Raw genomic sequence first — 22790 nt, forward strand, 5'->3', positions numbered from 1 at the left:
TTTTTGCACATACTACATGTGTAAAGGAGGAGGAAATATGACCATTTTAGAAAACTGGCAAAAATGGACATCGTTTTTAGGACAAAACGTTATGCAAGCTGAATCGAGTGGTATGCCGAAGAAAATGATTCAAACGGCTGCTGTCCAAATTGGGGAATATTTAGCGACAAATGTCGATCCTAAAAACGAACAAGAGCGAGTGCTGTCGGATTTATGGGGCGTTGCCTCTGAAGATGAGAAGCATGCATTAGCGAATTGTGTCATTAAGCTTGTACAAAATAAGCATGTGCAGTAAATAAAAGAGGAGAGCCAATCTCCTCTTTTTTCTATATAAAAAAGCTATTTATCTACGAAAAAGGGAACGTATGTAAGCCTAATCTACATGCATCAAAAAAAATTAGTAAATAACGCCGTAATTCCATGTATTCTAACTTTCCATTACATAAAAAATCAGCTATGATGGAACTTATAAAGGATTTTTTACGTTAACTAATAGGAAGGGAACGAGTGTGTTGAGCGATTGGTACTTTGAATATGAAATTCAGGTGAATCGCCCTGGATTATTAGGAGATATTGCTTCACTTTTAGGGATGCTTCGTGTCAATATTATATCAATAAATGGTGTCGATGAGGACCGACGTGGTATGTTAGTGCATACAGACAATGATGAGGCGATTGAACGTTTTCGTACAATTGTTTCGACAATGGAACATATTAACGTAACCAAATTTCGACAACCAAAACTTCGTGACCGCCTAGCTATTCGGCATGGTCGTTATATTCCTCGAGATGCAGACGAAAAAAACACTTTCCACTTCGTAAGAGACGAACTTGGTATTTTAGTCGATTTTATGGCAGAGCTTTTTAAAAAAGAAGGACATAAGCTAATTGGTATTCGTGGTATGCCACGCGTTGGAAAAACTGAATCCATTGTAGCTGCAAGTGTTTGTGCCAATAAAAAATGGATTTTCTTATCGTCTACAATGATTAAACAAACTGTTCGTAATAAACTTGTGGGAGACGAATTTAGTCGTAACAATATTTTTATTTTAGATGGTATTGTGACTCGGCGTTCATCTGATGAGCGACATTTGCAATTAGTGCGTGAAATGATGAATATGCCTTGCATTAAAGTTGTTGAGCATCCAGATATGTTTGTGCAGCATTCAGAATATAAAATAGAGGATTTTGATTATATCATTGAATTACGTCATCACACGGATGAAGAAATTACTTATGAAATAATGGAAAAAAATCACATGTCCGAATCCGATTCATTTGGAGGATTTAATTTTTAATTTGATGTTAAAGTAGGTGTTATTAGTGGCAGAATTAGGTACTCGACTGAAAGAGGCGAGACTGTCTAAAGGCTACAGCTTAGACGATTTACAAGAAATAACGAAAATTCAAAAGCGTTATTTAGTAGGAATTGAAGAAGGCAATTATTCCATTATGCCTGGTTCGTTTTATGTACGAGCTTTTATTAAGCAGTATGCAGAAGCTGTTGGTTTGAACGCAGAGGAAATTTTAGAGACTTATAAAAAAGAACTACCGAGTACTCCAAATGACCAAGTAAGTCAATCGATGACGAATAGTCCAAGTAGAAGAAAAGTTACGAAAGGCCCTTCGAATAAAATGATGGAGGCTATGCCAAAAATCATTGTAGCTTTATTTATCGTTGTAATCATTGTGGCCATATGGATACTATGGCAATCTAAAAATAGTTCAGGGACAAGCGAAGTAGAAAATACTACTCCTGAAATGGAATATGATACTAATATTCAACCAATTGATAGTGAAAAGGATAAAAAAGACAAAGAAAATAAAGATGCACAGAAAAAAGATAAAGAAGATACAAACTCTACAGAGGAAACACCAACTGATGAAGATCAAACTGATCAAACAGAAGAGATGAAGCAAACAATTTCCGCGGGGACGGTTGAGGCGGATGGGGCGACGACTTCTTATACCTTAACAGGTACAGATACAATGAAAATTAAAATCGAAGTATCAGGTCCTACATTTGTGGGTATTCGCAACCAACAGCAACAAGAATTATTAACGGACACACGTGTCTATAATGCTGGAGAAGTAGTTGAGTTTGATGCTACAACACAAAACTATGTACGTGTCCGTCTTGGTAATTCAACGCAGGCTAAAATCTATATTAATGACGAACTTCTACCGTATGCACAGCAGATTGTAACGCAAAATATCGTCATCAATTTCAATAAAGAACAGTAGTCATCAGGTGATGGCTACTTTCTTTCATCATGAAAGGTGTTAGAAAAATGAACATTCCAAATAAAATTACCATCTCTCGAATTTTGCTTATTCCATTTTTTGTCATTGTGATGATGTTTGATTTCGGCTGGGGAACTTTGACACTATTTGGCGCTGAGATGCCGATCCACCATTTTATAGGTGCACTTATTTTTATCTTTGCTTCAACAACAGATTGGGTGGATGGTTATTATGCACGTAAGTATAATCTTGTGACAACATTTGGGAAATTTTTAGATCCCTTAGCTGATAAATTACTGGTTTCAGCAGCCTTCATTTTAATGGTAGAACTTGATATGGCACCTGCCTGGGTAATCATCATTATTATTAGCCGTGAATTTGCCGTAACTGGCTTACGTTTGATTTTGGCAGGTGAGGGAGAAGTTGTTGCTGCTAATCAGCTCGGTAAAATCAAAACTTGGGCACAAATTGTAGCGATTGCAGCTGCTCTTTTACACAATACAATCTTTACACTGTTTGGTATTCCATTTGATACGATCATGCTCTATATTGCATTGTTCTTTACGCTTTGGTCTGGGTGGGATTATTTCTATCTAAATCGACGTGTTTTACTTGAGTCTAAATAAGAAAGGTCTTGTGAATCATGAATGCTGAAATTCTTGCGGTTGGCTCAGAACTATTATTAGGTCAAATTACGAATACAAATGCGAGATTTATCTCAAGTCAATTATCCGAGCTTGGTATCAACGTTTTTTATCATACGGTAGTAGGCGATAATACGAAACGTTTAGAACAGGCTATTGAAGTGGCGGAGACTCGTGCCGATTTAATTATTTTTTCGGGAGGACTTGGACCTACGAAAGATGATTTAACGAAGGAAACGATTGCTCGTCATCTTGGTGTTTCGCTTGAGTCTGATGATGTAGCATTAACGTATATTGAGCAATTTTTTGCCAAACGAGGACGTCCAATGACGGAGAATAATCGGAAACAGGCATTAATTTTAGCTGGCAGTGAAGTGCTAGCCAACCACCATGGAATGGCGCCAGGTATGATTTTCACAAAAAATGACCGCACCTATATTTTACTTCCAGGACCACCAAAAGAGCTGGAACCTATGTTTCAATTTGAAGCGAAACCAAAGCTTGCTGCGATGCTTAATGATGGAGGGATCATTGCATCACATGTGATGCGTTTCTATGGGATTGGTGAAGCAGAGCTTGAAGTACGAGTTCAAGATATTCTAGATGCCCAAACAAATCCTACAGTTGCCCCACTTGCCTCTGATGGAGAAGTAACATTACGTGTTACAGCTAAAGCGGCTACAGAGCAGGAAGCTCAACAGCTTATAGCTACAAAGGTTGCTGAGATACAGGCACTTGTGGGAGATTATCAATATGGTGTAGATGACGACTCTCTTGCCTCTAAAACGGTAGAAATGCTACTTGATAATCAGTTAACCATTGCTGCCGCAGAAAGTTTAACAGCTGGGTTATTTCAATCTGAGCTTGCGGAAATTCCTGGGGTAGGCAATGCACTGATTGGTGGCGTTGTTACCTATGCTGCTGATGCAAAGATAAAACAGCTTGGCATTTCAAAAGAATTAATTGATACACATGGTGTAGTTAGCAGTGAGTGTGCGGCGGCAATGGCAAGTGCTGTTCGCGAAAAGTTTGCTACTAATATTGGAATTGGTCTTACAGGAGAGGCTGGTCCGACAGCGCATGATCACCAGCCAGTAGGTACGGTTTGGATTGGTATTGCTATCAATGATGAGGAGCCACTTACTTATTTACTGCATTTATCAGGCATGCGAAATACAAATCGACTACGTGCGGTGAAATTTACATGTCATTATTTAATGCAGCTTTTAGAAGAACGCGGTTATACAAAACGATATTAAATAGAGTGAAATAGAAATTTGGGTAGAGGAAAACTATCCAAATTTTTATTTTGAAGAAAAATCGAATAAATGTTCGCTTTTTTCTTGCGCGTTTTCTTAAAAACAAGTATAGTAGAGATAGATAAAAACAGTGAACAGTTTTCGAAGGAGGAAAATGAATGAGTGATCGTAAAGCAGCCTTAGAACAGGCTCTAAAACAAATTGAAAAGAATTTTGGTAAAGGTTCCATCATGAAACTTGGTGAAAGAACCGATTTAGAAATTGCGACATCTTCAAGTGGTTCGCTAGCACTTGATGCAGCATTAGGCGTAGGTGGTTATCCACGTGGACGTATTATCGAAGTATATGGTCCTGAATCATCTGGTAAAACAACAGTTGCTCTACATGCTATTGCAGAAGTGCAGGCAACAGGTGGACAAGCAGCATTTATCGATGCAGAGCATGCATTAGACCCAATCTATGCACAAAAATTAGGTGTTAATATTGATGAGCTATTATTATCACAGCCAGATACAGGGGAGCAAGCACTTGAAATTGCAGAAGCATTAGTGCGTAGTGGTGCTATTGATATTATTGTTATTGACTCTGTTGCTGCCTTAGTGCCAAAAGCAGAAATTGAAGGCGATATGGGTGACTCTCATGTCGGCTTACAAGCACGTTTGATGTCCCAAGCATTACGTAAGCTTTCAGGTTCGATTAATAAATCAAAAACGATTGCTATTTTCATTAACCAAATTCGTGAAAAAATTGGTGTCATGTTCGGAAACCCAGAAACAACACCAGGTGGACGTGCGCTGAAATTCTATAGCTCTGTCCGTTTAGAAGTGCGTCGTGCAGAAGCAATTAAACAAGGTAATGATATTGTTGGTAACCGTACAAAAATTAAAATTGTTAAAAATAAAGTAGCGCCACCTTTCCGTACAGCTGAGGTAGATATTATGTATGGAGAAGGAATTTCTAAAGAAGGCGAAACAGTTGATTTAGGTGTAGAATTAGATATTGTGCAAAAAAGTGGTTCTTGGTATGCATATGGTGACGAACGTCTAGGTCAAGGTCGAGAAAATGCTAAACAGTATTTAAAAGAAAATGTCGCTGTTTTAGAAGAAATCGCTAATAAAATTCGAGCTTCTTATGGTATCGCGGCTTCTTCTTATACAATTGCAGCACATGATGAAGAAGAGATGGATGACGAATTAATGTTGCTTCTTGAAGAAGAAAAATAAACGATTGCATTGTTCCCGCTTTATTTAAGGGGACAATGCATTTTTTTGTCTATAATCTTCAATTTTTACACATAATAAGAGAGAGGCTCTAAGCCTTAGACGTGTTATTTCTAATGTACTGTTTTTATGGTAATTGTTTTGAAGGTGAATTTTTTTCTAGTGTAAAAGTAATAGGGAAAAAATTCACTGAATGGATAGGACTTACTTTTTTTTATCCGATGGGGCGAGCAGACGCCTGACTAACCTTGACAGAGTTTGAGGCTAGCTATACAATTAAATATGTATAATTTCTGAATTATGACTTTAAATAGGCAGTACATTTTGTCTTCATTTAGCAAATGTTTATAGTGAAATGGACATTACACTTTTTAAGATTTCCTTGTTATGGGTGGTTGTTGTTCCTTTTCAATAGATGTCTAAACACCTACTGAATGAAGCGAAAGCTTTGGCTAATAAAACGGATTTTGCACAAGTAAAATCTAGCACATTTTTGCCAAAGTGACATAGATGTATGCGCCGACTGAAACTGTAATACCCAAATAGCAAGAGGAGGTGTTCATATGGATGGAATTACTATCATCTCCGCTTTGCTTGGACTCATCGTTGGTGCCGCTGTTAGCTATATCTACATGAAAAAAGTGAATGACTCAAAAATCACTGGTGCTAAACATGTCGCTGAAACAATCGTTGAAGAAGGAAAACGAGAAGCGGAGGCAATGAAGAAAGAAGCACTACTTGAAGCCAAAGATGAAACTCACAAATTTCGTACTGAAGCCGAAAATGACATTCGTGAACGTCGTTTAGAACTTCAAAAACAAGAGAACCGTTTATTGCAAAGAGAAGAGAATCTTGATCGCAAGGATGATGCTCTAAATAAGAGAGAAGCAAGCTTAGAGCGTAAAGAACAAGCTCTAGCTGAAAGACAACAGCATATTGAACAGATGGAGAGCAAAGTGGATGAGCTCGTTGCATCACAGAAAACAGAGTTAGAACGTATTTCTGCTTTAACTAGAGAAGAAGCTAAATCAATTATCCTCAATGAAGTAGAAAAAGAACTGACAACTGATATAGCTGTGATGACGAAGGAAGCTGAAACACGTGCAAAAGAAGACTCAGATAAAAAAGCACGTGAAATTTTATCATTAGCACTACAACGCTTTGCTGCAGATCACGTAGCAGAAACAACTGTCTCTGTTGTGAACTTGCCGAATGATGAAATGAAAGGTCGTATTATTGGTCGAGAAGGCCGTAATATCCGTACTTTGGAAACGTTAACAGGCATTGATTTAATTATTGATGATACGCCAGAAGCCGTTATTTTATCAGGCTTTGACCCAATTCGTCGTGAAACGGCTCGACTTGCACTTGAAAAACTTGTACAAGATGGTCGCATTCACCCAGCTCGCATTGAGGAAATGGTGGAAAAAGCTCGTCGTGAAGTGGATGAACAAATTCGCGAAACAGGTGAGCAAACTACATTTGAAATTGGTATTCATAACTTACATCCGGATTTAATGAAAATTTTAGGCCGCATGAAATATCGTACAAGCTATGGACAAAACGTCCTAAAACATTCAATTGAAGTCGCACATTTAGCAGGATTACTTGCTGCTGAACTTGGTGAAGATGTAGCATTAGCTCGTCGCGCAGGTTTATTACATGATATTGGGAAAGCAATTGACCATGAAGTTGAAGGTAGCCACGTTGAAATCGGTGTGGAATTAGCAACGAAATATAAGGAACATCCAGTCGTTATTAACAGTATTGCTTCGCATCATGGTGATACAGAAGCAACATCTGTCATTGCGGTATTAGTCGCAGCAGCTGATGCATTATCAGCAGCTCGTCCAGGAGCACGTAGTGAAACACTTGAAAACTATATCCGCAGACTTGAAAAGTTAGAGGAAATTTCAGAAAGCTATGATGGCGTAGAAAAATCTTATGCAATTCAAGCTGGACGCGAAATTCGAATTATTGTACAACCTGAAAAAATTGATGATTTAGCCTCCCATCGTCTTGCGCGAGATATCCGCAAACGTATTGAGGAAGAATTAGACTATCCAGGTCATATTAAAGTAACAGTCATTCGCGAAACACGTGCTGTGGAGTACGCGAAATAATATTGAAAGTTAGAGGTTTCTTTAGATTCATATCTAGAGAGCCTCTTTTTTACTTTCAGTAGAGTCATGTTTAAGGAGCCCTTATCATAAAAAAGAACAAGGCTATATTTTGATTAACGATGAAAGATGTGATGATCCTGATTGATCTCCATGCACATGTATTATACGGTGTAGATGATGGACCCCAAAATGAAAGAGATTCCTTGAATATGTTAAGGCAAGCTGCTAAAGAAGGAATTACAGAAATCATTTGTACATCCCATGCCATGCACCCACAATATCATGTCCCATATAAAAAAGTCGAAGAGCGAGTCAAGAGTTTACAACAATTGTTACAGCATGAGCAAATACCAATTACACTCCATACTGGCCACGAAATACGCTTACATGATGAGCTTCCTACACTACTTCAGCAACAACAGCTCCATACATTAGCAAAGTCCAACTATATTTTATTGGAACTTCCTTCTAGCACTATCCCCGCCTATACGGTAGAAATGATAAGACAATTAAAAATAGCGGGTTATAAACCCATTTTGGCCCATCCTGAACGAAATATGGCTATTAGAGAAAATCCAAAAAGGCTGAATGCCCTCATTCAACAAGGGGTATTTACACAATTGACGGCGGGTAGTTTAACCGGATTGTATGGTAAGGAAGTACAGCGATTATCACTTGCTTTAGTGAGGGCCAATTACATTCATATGATAGGCTCTGATGCCCACGATCTACGCACAAGATGCTTTTATTATCAAGCAGCACTGCAATATCTGGAGAGAAAGAAAGAGGGAGATTCGATCAATCGCCTCTTAACGAATAATGCAAGCATTTTAGCAAATAAGCCAATTTTGCCACTCGAATTGGATGATATGGCTTTAAGGAAACGATGGTATTTCTTTCATATGTCTTTGTAGGATTTGAGCGTGACAATCACATGAAAATATTCTACACATTAATGTTTAGCACACTTATTTTTATGAGTCTCATGCAGCCAGTCGCTGGTATTTATCATAAATTATCTTTAGTAATCGGCTTGTTCATCATAGTGATATCTGTACTCCTACATAAAAAAATACATATTCACAATGTACAAGCCTGTGTTTTCTTTAGTCTGTATACATTTTTTTGTGTCATAGCAGCAGGTATGAATCAGGACATGATTTTATTGAAAAACAGTTTACAATTGATGTGCCTGTTTATAGCTGTTTCTATTTTTTTTAATGATCTTGTGAAAGCACAAGTATTAGAAATCGTGTTAAATAGTGTGCTAATCGCCTATATCCCATTTTTAATGCTATGTTTTCAGCAAGCACATTATATGTTTGAAGCTTTTGCTGGTGTATTTGAAAATCCAAATACAATGGGGTTTTCTATGATTGGTTTAGTGATAGTAGTATTAATGAAACTGTATAACGTGACAATACAGATGTTACATGGGCAACAAAAGGTAAAATACATGCTGTCTTTTATACTTTATACGGTCGTCTATTTAATTAGTTTGTATGTTATTTTGCTATCAAATGCGCGTACATCATTATTAACCGTTGCTCTTGCCACAGTTGTTGTCATGGTTTGGATTGTTAAAAGCATGAACAAAACCTTCCTGCCCTTCATAAAGTTGGTCACATTGTTTACATGTTTAGGTGTAGTTGTAGTAATGGTGATGATGAAAATGGACATGATGCAAGAGGCGGTACAAAGTATTCTATTAAAAATGGAGAAAAAATCTACGAACATAACAGATGGTCGCCTTGAAATTTGGCAATATGTTTTTGAGCATTTTCATTTTTGGGGACACGGTGTTGAATCATTGTGGTCTATAGGTGTTTCCCATGCACATAATACATTGATTAATATTTTACAGGAGGCAGGCTTGCTGGCACTGGTTAGCTACTGTTTGTTTCTTTTTGCCATTGCCAAGGGTTATCGTCAGATGAATGAACAGCTTATCGTTTTTACAGCCTTGGTCGTGGTTGCCGTATTAGGGGTTTCTACATTTGAAATACTTTATTTTAATATGCTTCATCTCCTTGTATTTGTTGTAAGTGGAAGTATGAGGGATAGGGGCAAAAGCGCGACTTTGTCCGAATAACCAGTAGGCTTGTTTAATATACTTTATTAATATTGTGCACGATTTGCCTATTAGGAGGGGATCCATTTGTGAATGAAGAAATGACAATACAAAGTCTCATAAAAGTATTGCTAAAACGCTGGTTCTTCATCCTCATGCTCATGCTTCTATCTATGGGCATCGCTATATTGATAAGTTATTATATTCAAACGCCGATATATGAAGCGGAAACGCAATTATTGGTCAATCAAAAAAGCTATGAAAATCAGCAACTAGTAGGTGCACAAAATGTTGATACGGATCTGCGGCTCATTAATACGTACAATGTGATTATTAAAAGTCCTGTTATTTTAGCGAAGGTTATTGATGTACTGTCACTTGATACGACACCAGATGAATTAATGAAGCAAATTGAGGTTTCAAGCGCCAATAATTCTCAGGTGGTGAATATTCGCGTACAGGATAAAGATGAAGAGAATGCAGTGAAAATCGCCAATTCAATTGCAGAAGTGTTTAAAGAGGAAATTCCTGTCTTGATGCATGTGGACAATATTAATATTCTTTTTGTTGCCCAAAGCAGTGAGCAGCCAGTACCAGTAAAGCCAAATAAAATGCTGAATCTTATTATAGCTGCTATTTGCGGCTTCGCTTTGGCTATTGTGCTAGCGTATTTTTTAGAAACGATTGATAGGACCATTAAAACAGAGCAAGATATCGAGGAGATTTTATCATTACCAGTGATTGGGGTCGTCAGTAATATCGAATTACAGACGAGAAAAAAACTGAGGGTCAGGGGGCCATCCTAATGTTTTTTAAGAGAAAAACAAAGAAAATACCAATGGCTCGAAAGCTGATCACCGTTTCCGATATGTCGTCGATTTCATCAGAGCAATATCGAACAATTCGCGCAAATATTAAGTTTTCACAGCCTAATCGAGATGTGAAGACGATTTTAGTAACCTCTTCCATTGCTGGCGAGGGAAAATCTACAAATGCGGCGAATATTGGTGTGGTATTTTCGCAAGAGGGTAAAAGCGTGCTGATTGTAGATGCTGATATGCGTAAACCTACTTTGCACCATACGTTCTATCTAGACAATATTTTAGGGCTTTCCTCAGTATTATCACGGCAATCTGCACTACAAGAGGTGATTCAAGAAACTTTCGTCGAAGGAGTAGATATCATTTCGAGTGGGCCAATTCCTCCCAATCCGACAGAGTTATTAGCTTCAGAAACGATGACCTCCCTTCTGGCTGAAGTGAAAAATATATACGATATCATTATTTTGGACGCACCACCGTTACTTTTTTTATCGGACGCACAAATTTTATCGAATAAATGTGATGGCACCCTTTTAATTGTCAATACAGGGGCGGTTGGGCAAGCAGACGTTATCAAATCGAAGTCAATCTTAACAGTTTCTAAGGCTAATATTTTAGGTGTTATCTTGAATAACTATAAGATCAAGGGCAATACGTACGAGCATTATTATGGCAAAGAATAAGGATGGAAAATAGCTTTGAAAAAAATTTTGCATATTATTCCAACAACAGATTTCGGCGGTATTACATCGATGGTTGTCGACATTTGGACGAATACGAATAAATCAATGTACCATTTTGATTTTCTATCGTTTAATAAAGGGCAATACCATGAGACATTAGTTCAACAGGGCTCCAAGATATTTTACGAAACATACATTACCCAGCAAGGACCACTTGCTTATATGAGGAAACTTTATCGAATCCTAAAGCAGCAACAATATGACGCAGTTCACGATCATACAGGCTATCGAGCGATCTTTACATTGCTGGCAGCTCGTTTAGCGGGTGTTCAATGCCGTGTTTTACACAGCCATACGAATGTTGCTGAGGAGTGGAACAATAAGATTATGTTAGCATTGTTGAAAAGACTAAGTGTTTACAATGCAACGAAATTGGTGGCATGTAGTCAAAAGGCGGGGGAATTTTGCTTTAGTAAAAGGCCTTTTGAAGTAATAGCAAACCCAATTGAACTTCAAAAAGTAAAATGTATATCATTTGAAGAGAGAAAAAAATGGAGAGAAGAACTAGGGATAAAAGATGATGAATTAGTGTTAGGGCATATTGGACGCTTTGTACCAGTGAAAAATCATTCTTTTTTAATTGAACTCTCCGTCTATTTAAAACAGCGGGGTATCCCTTTTCAACTATTTTTGATAGGGGATGGGCCTTTAGAGCAAGAAATTCACCAGCTCGTCCAACAAAAAAATGTAGAGGACTGTGTACGATTTTTAGGACAGCGTGCAGATATACTCACGCTCCTTCAACTCTTTGATAAATTTCTCCTGCCATCACACTTTGAGGGCTTTGGGATTGTCCTTTTAGAGGCACAAGTTTGCGGGACACCTGCTATTGTTTCTTCCTCTTTACCGAGAGAAGTAGATTTACATATTGGTTTAGTGCATTATCTAGATCTACATGGAGAGATTGATAGTTGGCTTCAGGCCATTGTAACTCAGAATGGTCAAGTGGATCACCAAATGATTCATGACCATATCAAAATGAAAGGACTTGATGCACAAGCGATTGCAAGCAAATTATGCACGCTCTACATATAACGAAACTACATCGAAGGATGAGACTATTCAAAAGAAGATTAAAATTACGCATATCATCACGACCATTGGCCTTGGTGGAGCAGAGGCCATGCTTTATCGTCTCTTAGAAAACATGGATCGGGATAGTTATGAGGTAGAAGTCATCTGTTTAACGGAGATGGGAACGTATGGTGAGTTAATAAAAAAGCAATTAAATATTAAGGTAACGATATGCGATCTGCGTAGCAATCGTGTCAACGCATTTATGAATTGCTATCGTTTATGTCAAGAAAGCGACATTATTCAAACATGGATGTATCATGCTAATTTACTAGGATATATCCTAGCGATATTGCTAAAAAAGAAATTAATTTGGGGAATTCACCATAGTAATCTCAATAAACAAGATAATAAACGCCGGACAATTTTTATTGCCAAGCTTTGTGCAAAATTGTCAAAACGTGTAGATGCTATTATTTCATGTGGACCAAAAGTAAAAGAAATCCATGAAGCGATTGGCTACAGTGGTAAGCAGCATCGTGTCATTGTTAATGGCATCAACACAGATCAATATCAGCCAAGCACGAAGAGGCAATATTTTGTAGAACAATTTGATATCATCAATCAACCCATTTTATTGCATGTTGGCAGATGGGACCCATTAAAGGATTATGAAAATTTGATGGCTAGTGTAAAAAAGCTAAGGCAGCAACGGCAAGATTTTTATTTGTTTTTAGTAGGCTTTGAAATTGATGATGCCAATAGGGATTTACTACAACTGATTGAGTCGGCCCAGTTAGAGGAAGTGACGTTCTTATTAGGCAGTAGAGAGGATATTCCACAATTAATGGCAGCAGCTGATGTATTCGTTTTATCCTCAGTAGGAGAGGGGCTACCGAATGTGCTAGTGGAGGCATTGGCAAGCGGCACATGCTGTGTCACAACGAATGTTGGAGATTGTGCTTATTTGGTCGGGAATAGTGGTGAGGTTGTAGCTGCCAAGGATGCAGAGGCTTTAGCAAGTGGAATTAATACGGCTTTAAATTACAGTTCACGGCAATATGCACAAAAAGCGAACCTTGGTCGTGAACATGTGTTAGCAAATTTTCAAATTCAACAGGTTGTTGCGCAATATCAATCATTATATCCAGCAATTCTAAAGGAAAGTCCATCCTAACTAATAGAAAGGTGTGCTCATGAAAGAAATAAAGATTGGAGCCATTCTTTCTTATATAACAATCGGCTGTACAATGCTCTCTTCACTCATTTTCACACCTATTATGATATCACTCCTTGGTCAGAAAGAATTTGGTCTATATTCCTTAATGATTGTACTTGTAGGTTATCTCTCCATTTTAGATTTGGGGTTAGGTAATGCTATTGTACGCTATATTGCTAGAAATCGAGCAGCAGCAGATCCAACATTAGAAGCAGCATTAAATGGATTTTTTCTGAAATTATTTGTTGGTATCGGCTGTCTTACTTTATTAATAGGATTTTTCTTATTTTCTCATGTGGATATTATTTTTGGGCAAAGCTTATCTGGGGAACAATTAGAAAAGGCCAGGTTAATGGGCTTTATAATGACGATTAGTTTAGCAATGCAATTTCCGCTAGGTGTCTTCACTTCCATCTTACAAGCATATGAAAAATTTATTTTTATTAAATTAACGACATTATTACAGGTGATTGTGCAGCCCCTGACAATGTTGTTTTTTCTTTTACAGGGAACAGATGCGGTGACATTGATCTATATTATTGCTATTTACAACATACTTTTTTTACTGTTAGATGCCATTTATTGCATGAAGGTGCTGTCCATCCAATTCACATTTAGTCTCCAAAATACAACTCTCATAAAGGAAATTTTCATCTATTCATTTTTTATTTTTATTACTGTGATTGTTGATAAAATTTATTGGCAAACAGATCAAGTGTTATTAGGCATATTTAAGGGGACCGAGGATGTTGCCATCTATGCAGTAGCGATTCAAATTGTGTTGATCTTTATGTCACTGGCTTTAGCGATTAGCGGATTGTTTTTACCTCGTATTTCTATGCTAGTGACAAAAGAAGATGGCTTAGTAGAAATAAATCAGCTATTCGTAAAAGTTGGCGCGATTCAATTTTTAGTTGTGGGCTATATATTAGGGGGCTTTTTTCTTTTTGGTCAAGAGTTTCTAGTATTATGGCTAGGTCAAGAGTTTATTGCCATTTATGCGATTGTCCTCATTATTATGGTGCCGTTTAGTATTGATCTCATACAAAATCTAGGTCTTAATGTGTTGAAGGCAAAAAATTTGTTTAAATTTAGAACCATTTTATTAATCATTGTTGCCGTTGCAAATATTTTTGTATCAATACCGGCTATTTACTTTTATGGCAAAATCGGTACCGCGATTGTTACAGCTTGTTCATTATTTATTGGAAATGTAGTGATTATGAATATGTATTACCACAAGAAAATTGGCTTGGATATCTTTAGGTTTTGGCGAACTATTGGCAGGCTAGTACTGGCCTTTGTTGTTGCTATTTGCTGTAGTGAACTTTTATGGGAACTAACAAACCCTTCAGTTACTTGGCTATCTATTAGCCTATCTATTTTTTACTACACGCTACTGGCAGGTATCAGTCTATTTTGTATTGCTTTGACGAAAAAACAAAAATCAAAGTGGCTAAAGCTTTTTCGTAAAGGAGGCGCAATATTTTGGCGTCCAAAATCTTAGTGAGCGTTATTGTACCTGTTTACAATGCTGAGCCCTATTTGGAGAAATGTTTAACAAGCATTTGTCAGCAAACATTAAAGGATATTGAGATAATTGTCATTAATGATGGCAGTGAAGATCAATCATTAACGATCTTACAAAAGTTTGCACAAATTGATGCACGTATGACCATTTTTACGAATGCCAATAGTGGTGTTAGTAAAGCAAGAAATGTTGGAATAGACCATGCCAACGGTCAATATGTTACCTTTGTTGATGCAGATGATTGGCTAGAGCTAACGATGCTTGAAGAATTGTATCAAGCATGTAAGCTGACAGGCTCTGCTATTGCAAAATGTGATTTATTTTGGCAAGCAGCGGAGGGCAGCAGGTCGTTATATTATCCATCCAACAGCTACTGTACTTACAGTGCCATTGATTGTTTACACAAATTATTTACTGAAATAGGGGAAACACATTTTGGTTTTGCCAGCTGTAAATTGTATAAAAAATCCTTTTTAGATTTCCATAGGCTACAGTTTGATGAAGCGATGAGCTTTGCAGAGGATACAGTGTTTCTGACAAGGGCTGTCATACAAAATCAGTCCATCTGTTATGTTCCAAGACAGCTTTATTATTATAATGTGGCGAATGAAAGCTCCTTAACAAAAAAAGCCATGGTCCATTTACGACACAATTATGATGTATTGTATAAAAAGCTTTTGAAGGAATTACAGGATGGCGAGGTTTATGCGGAAGTGAAAAATAGCTTTCTGAATTACCAATTGGAGGGGCTATTGATTATTCTTCATCAAAGTGCTACTGCACAAGAGATGAAGTATGAGATTCAATCCTTTTTAAAGGCTTATCCAGACGTATTAAAGGTTAAGTTAATGAAACGAAAGATGAAACAAATTGTTTTTTTAAAGCTTATCAAAAACAATTGGCTTACACTATCTTCAACACTAATTTATTTAAATGTGAAAAAGCATCAAGTGATTTCGCGTTGTTAGATTGATCTTGATTTAGCCGATGTTTTTTGCAATGAAGACGCCAACTGAAATAGGGAGACACCAAAAGGAGCAATAACGGTGTGACCAATATCATGTTGCTCCAAGGATACTGGCGGAGGTTATTGATATTGAAGAAAGCCTGCACGATGCAGGTCAGTTAATTGTTGTCACAGGTCGTGACGGTCTTAGGTTAACTTCTACTTGTTAGCTCGAAAAAATCTGGAAGCATTGTTTATCTGCGAAAAAGCGAAGTATCAGCGGCAATGACGCCGAGGCGTAATTGATATTTTATTTTGCGTAATCCTCCTCCTAGCGTTACAATTAGTGATGGTATCCAGGTGCGAAGTTAAAGTCTCTGAAGCATAATGATATAGAGGCGTAATGGAAAGAAAGAGTGGTTAAAAAATGAAGGTTTTATTTATTGGCGATATTGTAGGTTCAATTGGTCGAGATGCGGTGGAAAAATATTTACCTCGCTTAAAAAAGAAATATAATCCAGACGTTGTCATTGCCAATGGTGAAAATGCTGCGGCAGGACGTGGCATTACTCATAATATTTATAATAGCCTGCTACAAATAGGTGTAGATGTAATTACAATGGGTAATCACACATGGGACAATAAAGATATTTTCGATTTTATTGATGATGCGGATTATTTAATTCGTCCAGCTAACTTTTCAAGTGAGGCACCTGGTAAAGGTATGGTGCAAATTTCTAAAAACGGTGTGACTTTATCTGTCATTAATTTACATGGTCGTGTATTTTTACCTCCTCATGAGGACCCATTCGCAATGGCAGATAAGCTAATTGAGGAAGCCCGTCAAACGTCACCACTTGTTTTCGTAGATTTTCATGCGGAAGCGACTAGTGAAAAGATTGCCCTTGGCTGGCATTTAGATGGCAAGGCTTCTGCGGTTGTGGGGACACATACACATGTACAAACGGCCGATGCAAGAATTTACCCGAACGGCACAGCCTATATTACGGATGTAGGTATGACAGGTCCATATGATGAGGTTTTAGGCATGACGAAGGATAGTGTCATTTATAAATTCCAAACAAATATGCCATCCCGTTTTGAAGTACCGAAAAAAGGACGAGAGGTTTTAAGTGGTTTCTTTGTAGAGATGGATGATCGAACAGGGAAAGCTACTGCCTGTGAACGAATTTATATAAATGAAGATTATCCGTTTCAAGGATAAATAAGTCGAAGTATGTTGGTTTACGACTCTTTTGCTGTGGATACAGGTTTATTTGTGAAACTAGTCTATTTCCGTTTTGCGGAGCATAAAATGTGCTACGGACAATAACTTGAGGTCCAAAAAGGGGGACATGAGTTGTTGAGCGTAAACACTATTCGCGAAACGGGGAGGAATAATTGTGGATTCATTAAAAGTATCATCACGCTCTAATCCAAATTCAGTTGCAGGTGCATTAGTCGCGGTAATCAGAGAAAAAGGGCAGGCAGAAATGCAAGCAGTTGGGGCAGGTGCACTTAACCAAGCCGTAAAAGCAGTGGCCATTGCACGCGGATTTGTAGCGCCAAGTGGCACAGATTTAATTTGCGCACCGGCGTTTGCCGATATTTTAATTGCTGGTGAAGAACGTACAGCCTTGAAGCTGCTCGTGGAAAAACGTATTCGATAAAAAAGTAATGAACTAAAATGCCTTGTCACATAATAACGTGGCAAGGCATTTTTTCGTTTTCCTGTTTACATATGATACATGTCACTTGAAATAGAGGTGTGATTTTGCTTGGATTTGAAAATTACAACTTTATGAACAGGATTTTCAGTCAAAGGTCTGATTTTCGCCTAAATCGTTGAGAAACAATAGTGCAGAAGGTTTCTTCGTGTTAAACTTATGAAGGAAAAATAATAGTACACATTGGATTTAAGGAGTTGTTGACATGTTACATCAGCTTTCATGGAAAGTCGGTGGGCAACAGGGTGAAGGGATTGAGAGTACAGGTGAAATTTTCTCAATGGCAATGAATCGTCTAGGCTATTTCCTATACGGTTATCGTCACTTCTCTTCTCGAATTAAAGGTGGCCATACGAATAATAAAATTACAGTTCGTCCAACAGAAGTGCGTGCAATTGCGGATGATTTAGATATTTTAGTGGCATTCGATCAGGAAACAATCGATGTCAATTATAAAGAGCTCACAGAAAACGGTGTTATTTTAGCGGATGCAAAATTTGACCCGGTCAAACCAGAAGATTCAAAGGCGCCATTATTTGCTGTTCCATTTACAGAAATAGCAGCAGAGCTTGGTACATCGTTAATGAAAAACATGGTAGCCATCGGAGCAACAGCATCATTGCTTAACCTAGAGGATGCAGTGTTCCAAAATGTTGTCGATGATATTTTTGGGAAAAAGGGCGAAGAGGTCGTTCAAAAAAATATGGAAGCCATTACACGTGGTCGTCAAATTATGAATGAGCTTTTGGGTGAACGTGTAGGCCAATGGGAACTTGCACCTGCAGATGGCAAACGTCGTATGTTTATGATTGGTAACGATGCAGTGGCACTTGGTGCATTAGCTGCTGGGACACGCTTTATGGCAGCATACCCAATTACGCCAGCTTCTGAAATTATGGAATACTTAATTAAGAAGCTACCGAAATTCGGTGGGACAGTTATCCAAACGGAGGATGAGATTGCTGCGGCAACAATGGCAATCGGAGCTAACTTTGGTGGTGTACGTTCCTTTACTGCTTCAGCAGGCCCTGGTCTTTCATTGATGATGGAGGCAATTGGTCTTTCCGGTATGACAGAGCAACCATTAGTAGTAGTAGACACGCAACGTGGAGGCCCTTCAACTGGACTACCAACAAAGCAAGAACAATCGGACTTAATGGCTATGCTTTACGGAACACATGGAGAAATCCCTAAAGTAGTCATTGCGCCTTCAACAATGGAGGAAGCATTTTTTGATACAATCCAAGCATTTAATATTGCAGAGGAATTGCAATTACCAGTTATTTTAATGACAGATTTACAATTGTCTCTAGGGAAACAATCGGTAGAACCGTTTGATTACGATAAAATTGAAATTCGTCGAGGTAAAATTGTGATTGATGACCTTGATGAAGCTGTCGATAAAGCCTACTTCAAACGCTATGAAGATACTGAAGATGGGATTTCACCTCGTGTTTTACCAGGTACATTGCATGGTATTCACCACGTTACAGGTGTTGAACATGATGAAACAGGGAAGCCATCTGAGGCAACGGGCAATCGTCAAACACAAATGGATAAACGCTTCCGTAAATTAGAGAGTTTGAAATTTGATAACCCTGTCTTTGTCAATGCACCACATGAGGAAGCGGATATCTTATTAGTAGGCTTTAACTCAACAAGAGGAGCTATCGAGGAAGTGCAAGAACGACTTAATGCGCAAGGAATGAAAGTGAATCATGCGCATATTCGTTTAATTCACCCATTCCCATCTACGGAAATGGCACCTCTTGTAGCACAAGCGAAAAAAGTGATCGTTGTAGAAAATAACTATACGGGTCAATTGGCTAATATTATGAAGATGAATATTGGTGGTCACGATAAAATCGCGACAATCACTAAATATAATGGTACGCCATTCTTGCCAGGTGAATTAGAAAATCGTGTGAAGGAGTTGACTCGCTAATGGCAACATTTAAGGATTTTCGTAATACAGTGAAACCAAACTGGTGCCCAGGTTGTGGAGACTTCTCTGTACAAGCAGCTATTCAACGTGCTGCAGCAAATGTCGGAATTGAGCCAAATGAACTTGCTGTGATTTCAGGAATTGGTTGTTCAGGACGTATTTCGGGCTATATTAATTCTTATGGATTCCATGGTATTCATGGTCGTGCACTACCGATTGCACAAGGATTAAAAATGGCCAATCGTGATCTACATGTCATCGCTTCTGGTGGTGATGGTGATGGATTTGCTATCGGTATGGGGCATACAATTCATGCTATCCGTCGTAATATTGATATTACGTATATTGTAATGGATAACCAAATTTATGGTTTAACAAAAGGTCAAACATCGCCACGTTCTGCTGCTGGATTTATTACAAAATCTACACCAGGTGGAGCGATTGAACCATCATTGAAACCATTAGAGGTAGCATTAACAAGTGGTGCAACATTTGTGGCACAAGGCTTCTCTACTGATATTAAAGAGTTAACAGCTTTAATCGAAGCTGGTATCAACCATAAAGGCTTCTCATTTATCAATGTCTTTTCACCTTGTGTAACGTATAACAAAGTGAACACATACGATTGGTTTAAAGAGAACTTAACAAAACTAGCGGATGTAGAAGGCTATGATCACAATGATCGTGGTATGGCAATGCGTACAGTGATGGAGCATGAGGGCTTAGTAACAGGTGTTATTTATCATGATACGGAAACAACATCGTATCAAGAAAAAGTACCTGGCTACTCAGAGCTACCATTAACAGATATCGATATTAAAATGAGTGAAAATGATTTCAATGATTTAGTAAAAGAATTTATGTAAAAATGATAGAATCAAAGCATTTGGAATGAGGACATTCCAAATGCTTTTTTTTATGCTCTAGTAAGGAATCGCGAGTAAAAGCCTAGCTACCGCGAGTATTTAGAGAAGAATCGCGAGTAAAAGCACAGCCACCGCGAGTATTTGATATTGAATCCTTATAAAATCCTTATAATTGTTTTTTATACTAAGGTCATTGAAAGGATGATGACTAATGATGAAAGATTTAATATTGAAGATAGAAAATCTTAATAAGTCGTTTAAAGGGCAAAAAATTGTGGATAATGTATCGTTAGAAATCCAACGTAATACAGTCTACGGTTTACTTGGACCAAACGGGGCGGGGAAATCCACAACATTAAAAATGATGACAGGTATGTTACGACCAAATGCCGGAAATATCATTTTTAATGGACATACATGGACACGAAATGATTTACAGGACATCGGCGTGTTAATTGAAACACCTCCCTTGTATGACAATTTAACAGCAACGGAAAATTTACAAGTTCGCACGATAGCGTTAGGTCTACCGCAAAGTCGTATTGAAGAAGTATTAAAAATTGTAGATTTAACGAAAACAGGGAAAAAACGGGCCGGACAGTTTTCCTTAGGTATGAAGCAACGATTAGGTATAGCGATTGCGCTGTTAAACAAGCCAAAGCTGTTAATTTTAGATGAACCTACAAATGGACTGGATCCGATTGGTATACAGGAGCTTCGTCAGCTTATTCGCTCATTTCCAGAGCAAGGTATCACCGTTATTTTATCTAGTCATATTTTGTCTGAGGTGGAACAGGTCGTGGATGACATTGGCATTATTGCTGATGGCAAGCTTGGCTATCAGGGACCGGCACCACAAGGTCAGGAATTAGAATCACTGTTTATGCAGGTTGTAGCTACCAATAGAAAGGTAGGTTACTAGCATGATAGCCATAATGAAAGCGGAAAAATTAAAATGGAAACGAACATTTATTGCCAAACTACTTTGGCTTACGCCCCTTGTGACCTTACTGATAAGTGCCGTGCTGATGGGTGGCGTGTATTTTCAAACAGGTGCTTATAACTGGTGGTATACTATGCTGCTGCCAGGTGCACTGACGATTTGCTGTGCCTTAGTGGTCGAAAAGGATAAAAAAATAAAATACCATAGTATTCTTGCTTTACCACTGGATCTTAAAAAGATTTGGCTAGGAAAAATAGTATCATTAAGCATATGGCTTCTTGTGATTACGATTATTTTCTTTGGGGGAATCACGGCTGGGGGCAGGCTATTCGGTCATAGTTTACCAATAGCGAGCAGTTTACTAAGTACTTTTGTTATTTTCCTGACGTTTTTGTGGCAAATACCTTTATGTCTTTTCCTAGCAGCTAAATTAGGCACCTATTTAACCATCTTACTCAATGTAGTAGCCAATATCTTAGGGATTGTTGCCTTTGCGGATGGGGAACTATGGTATTACTATCCATTTGCAATTGGTGCACGTTTATTATGTTCAACACTTGGCATATTACCAAACGGTCTACCAGTACCACAAGGCAGTCCTTTATTGGATAAAGGCGTTATACTTCCGGGCTTACTGATAGCACTAGCTTGGTTTATGATGATTAGCTTTCTTACTGCGAAGTGGTTCCAAAAAAGGGAGGCGAACTAGCGGATGGACATGTTACGATTATTGAGAGTGGAATGCCTTAAAACAAAACGAACACCTTTTTTGCTGACACATATACTTGTCCCCCTTGCTATTTCTGGGCTATTTCTAGCCTACTACTCCTATTCGCCATGGGATTTTCAAGGAAAAGTAACTGCCTATTTTCAGGGGTTAGCTTGTGGGCTACCGATTATTATAGGATTAGTATGTGCTATGGCATCTGAGCAAGAAGCAAACGCTGGTCGTTTCCAAGGCATGCTAGCTACAACAAACATAAAAATAAAGGCATACATGAGCAAGCTCATCTTATTATTATTGTTTAGCTTTGGAGCCATCTTTCTATCTATAGCTATTTTTAGTTTTGGCTTTAGAGAATTATTACATGAAGTAGATTTGAGCTATTCATTTTATAGTATGGCTGCTTGTATTCTATTCGGCAGTCATGTGATTTTCTATATGTTACATTTATTTGTAAGCCTCCAATTTGGTAAAGGCGCTTCGATTGGTTTAGGTATTGTAGAAGCGCTGTTGGTCGCCCTATTGCTTACAGGCTTAGGGGATCGTATTTGGCCCTTTTTCCCTTATGGATGGAGCGGTCATTTTGTTTCATTATGGATTTTAACATCGATGGGAACCGATTTAACATTGCTCAAAACAAGTATTCAAACTGGCATAATGGCGTGCTTAGGGGGTATCCTATTGACTTTTGCGCTGTCTTGTTTATGGTTTTGGAGATGGGAAGGTAGAGCATCTGAAAATTAGAGGGTG

Annotated in this window: 22 protein-coding genes; all 22 read left to right on the top strand. The window is 38.1% G+C overall.

The window, feature by feature from the left end:
• The first annotated feature begins 37 nt into the window (after nt 1–37).
• Nucleotides 38–295: a DUF3243 domain-containing protein gene (locus tag MHI04_RS05475; protein WP_004224939.1), complete on the top strand. Its 258-nt coding sequence runs from the start codon at nt 38–40 to the stop codon at nt 293–295.
• Between the two features lie 217 nt (nt 296–512).
• Nucleotides 513–1298 (top strand): DUF3388 domain-containing protein, encoded by a 786-nt coding sequence (locus tag MHI04_RS05480; RefSeq protein WP_008178931.1) that lies wholly within the window; start codon nt 513–515, stop codon nt 1296–1298.
• A 16-nt stretch (nt 1299–1314) separates the two neighbouring features.
• Nucleotides 1315–2244 (top strand): RodZ domain-containing protein, encoded by a 930-nt coding sequence (locus MHI04_RS05485; protein WP_170829781.1) that lies wholly within the window; start codon nt 1315–1317, stop codon nt 2242–2244.
• Between the two features lie 47 nt (nt 2245–2291).
• The gene (gene pgsA, locus MHI04_RS05490) at nt 2292–2870 is read left to right on the top strand and encodes a CDP-diacylglycerol--glycerol-3-phosphate 3-phosphatidyltransferase (RefSeq protein ID WP_036121302.1); all 579 of its coding nucleotides are present in this window, start codon (nt 2292–2294) and stop codon (nt 2868–2870) included.
• Nucleotides 2871–2887: 17 nt separating this feature from the next.
• The gene (locus tag MHI04_RS05495) at nt 2888–4147 is read left to right on the top strand and encodes a competence/damage-inducible protein A (protein ID WP_058843925.1); all 1260 of its coding nucleotides are present in this window, start codon (nt 2888–2890) and stop codon (nt 4145–4147) included.
• A gap of 158 nt (nt 4148–4305) precedes the next feature.
• Nucleotides 4306–5370: a recombinase RecA gene (gene recA, locus MHI04_RS05500; RefSeq protein ID WP_036121272.1), complete on the top strand. Its 1065-nt coding sequence runs from the start codon at nt 4306–4308 to the stop codon at nt 5368–5370.
• A gap of 560 nt (nt 5371–5930) precedes the next feature.
• The gene (gene rny / locus MHI04_RS05505; protein ID WP_036121270.1) at nt 5931–7490 is read left to right on the top strand and encodes a ribonuclease Y; all 1560 of its coding nucleotides are present in this window, start codon (nt 5931–5933) and stop codon (nt 7488–7490) included.
• A gap of 131 nt (nt 7491–7621) precedes the next feature.
• Nucleotides 7622–8404 carry a CpsB/CapC family capsule biosynthesis tyrosine phosphatase gene (locus tag MHI04_RS05510; protein ID WP_249646035.1) on the top strand — a complete coding sequence of 261 codons (783 nt, stop codon included), beginning with the start codon at nt 7622–7624 and terminating at the stop codon, nt 8402–8404.
• 20 nt (nt 8405–8424) lie between these two features.
• On the top strand, nt 8425–9582 hold the full coding sequence (locus MHI04_RS05515) for an O-antigen ligase family protein (RefSeq protein WP_101966486.1): 1158 nt from the start codon (nt 8425–8427) through the stop codon (nt 9580–9582).
• Nucleotides 9583–9650: 68 nt separating this feature from the next.
• A complete protein-coding gene (locus MHI04_RS05520) occupies nt 9651–10367 on the top strand; it encodes a Wzz/FepE/Etk N-terminal domain-containing protein (RefSeq protein ID WP_036121268.1) in 717 nt (238 codons plus the stop codon).
• Nucleotides 10367–11065, top strand: coding sequence for a CpsD/CapB family tyrosine-protein kinase (locus MHI04_RS05525; RefSeq protein ID WP_342535387.1), 699 nt, complete (start codon nt 10367–10369; stop codon nt 11063–11065). The genes MHI04_RS05520 and MHI04_RS05525 overlap by 1 nt, the downstream gene beginning before the upstream one ends.
• Before the next feature lie 15 nt (nt 11066–11080).
• On the top strand, nt 11081–12160 hold the full coding sequence (locus tag MHI04_RS05530; RefSeq protein ID WP_230593792.1) for a glycosyltransferase: 1080 nt from the start codon (nt 11081–11083) through the stop codon (nt 12158–12160).
• Nucleotides 12117–13316: a glycosyltransferase gene (locus MHI04_RS05535; protein WP_342535388.1), complete on the top strand. Its 1200-nt coding sequence runs from the start codon at nt 12117–12119 to the stop codon at nt 13314–13316. The genes MHI04_RS05530 and MHI04_RS05535 overlap by 44 nt, the downstream gene beginning before the upstream one ends.
• A 19-nt stretch (nt 13317–13335) precedes the next feature.
• Nucleotides 13336–14865, top strand: a complete 1530-nt coding sequence (locus MHI04_RS05540) for an oligosaccharide flippase family protein (protein WP_340810070.1) — start codon at nt 13336–13338, stop codon at nt 14863–14865.
• Nucleotides 14847–15857, top strand: coding sequence for a glycosyltransferase family 2 protein (locus MHI04_RS05545; protein ID WP_330493466.1), 1011 nt, complete (start codon nt 14847–14849; stop codon nt 15855–15857). The genes MHI04_RS05540 and MHI04_RS05545 overlap by 19 nt, the downstream gene beginning before the upstream one ends.
• 405 nt (nt 15858–16262) lie before the next feature.
• Complete coding sequence (locus MHI04_RS05550) at nt 16263–17060, top strand: TIGR00282 family metallophosphoesterase (protein ID WP_058843922.1); 798 nt, start codon at nt 16263–16265, stop codon at nt 17058–17060.
• Between the two features lie 178 nt (nt 17061–17238).
• Entirely contained in the window at nt 17239–17505 is a 267-nt protein-coding gene (locus MHI04_RS05555; protein ID WP_004224903.1) for a stage V sporulation protein S, read from the top strand.
• 262 nt (nt 17506–17767) lie between these two features.
• The gene (locus MHI04_RS05560; RefSeq protein ID WP_271912534.1) at nt 17768–19507 is read left to right on the top strand and encodes a 2-oxoacid:acceptor oxidoreductase subunit alpha; all 1740 of its coding nucleotides are present in this window, start codon (nt 17768–17770) and stop codon (nt 19505–19507) included.
• A complete protein-coding gene (locus MHI04_RS05565) occupies nt 19507–20373 on the top strand; it encodes a 2-oxoacid:ferredoxin oxidoreductase subunit beta (RefSeq protein ID WP_058843921.1) in 867 nt (288 codons plus the stop codon). The genes MHI04_RS05560 and MHI04_RS05565 overlap by 1 nt, the downstream gene beginning before the upstream one ends.
• A 214-nt stretch (nt 20374–20587) precedes the next feature.
• Nucleotides 20588–21295 carry a lantibiotic protection ABC transporter ATP-binding protein gene (locus MHI04_RS05570; protein ID WP_089932163.1) on the top strand — a complete coding sequence of 236 codons (708 nt, stop codon included), beginning with the start codon at nt 20588–20590 and terminating at the stop codon, nt 21293–21295.
• Between the two features lies 1 nt (nt 21296).
• Entirely contained in the window at nt 21297–22025 is a 729-nt protein-coding gene (locus tag MHI04_RS05575) for a lantibiotic immunity ABC transporter MutE/EpiE family permease subunit (RefSeq protein ID WP_036121245.1), read from the top strand.
• 3 nt (nt 22026–22028) lie between these two features.
• Nucleotides 22029–22784: a lantibiotic immunity ABC transporter MutG family permease subunit gene (locus MHI04_RS05580; protein ID WP_089932025.1), complete on the top strand. Its 756-nt coding sequence runs from the start codon at nt 22029–22031 to the stop codon at nt 22782–22784.
• Nucleotides 22785–22790: the final 6 nt, after the last annotated feature.

The sequence above is a fragment of the Lysinibacillus sp. FSL K6-1151 genome (assembly GCF_038630755.1).
GTDB lineage: Bacteria > Bacillota > Bacilli > Bacillales_A > Planococcaceae > Lysinibacillus > Lysinibacillus fusiformis_D.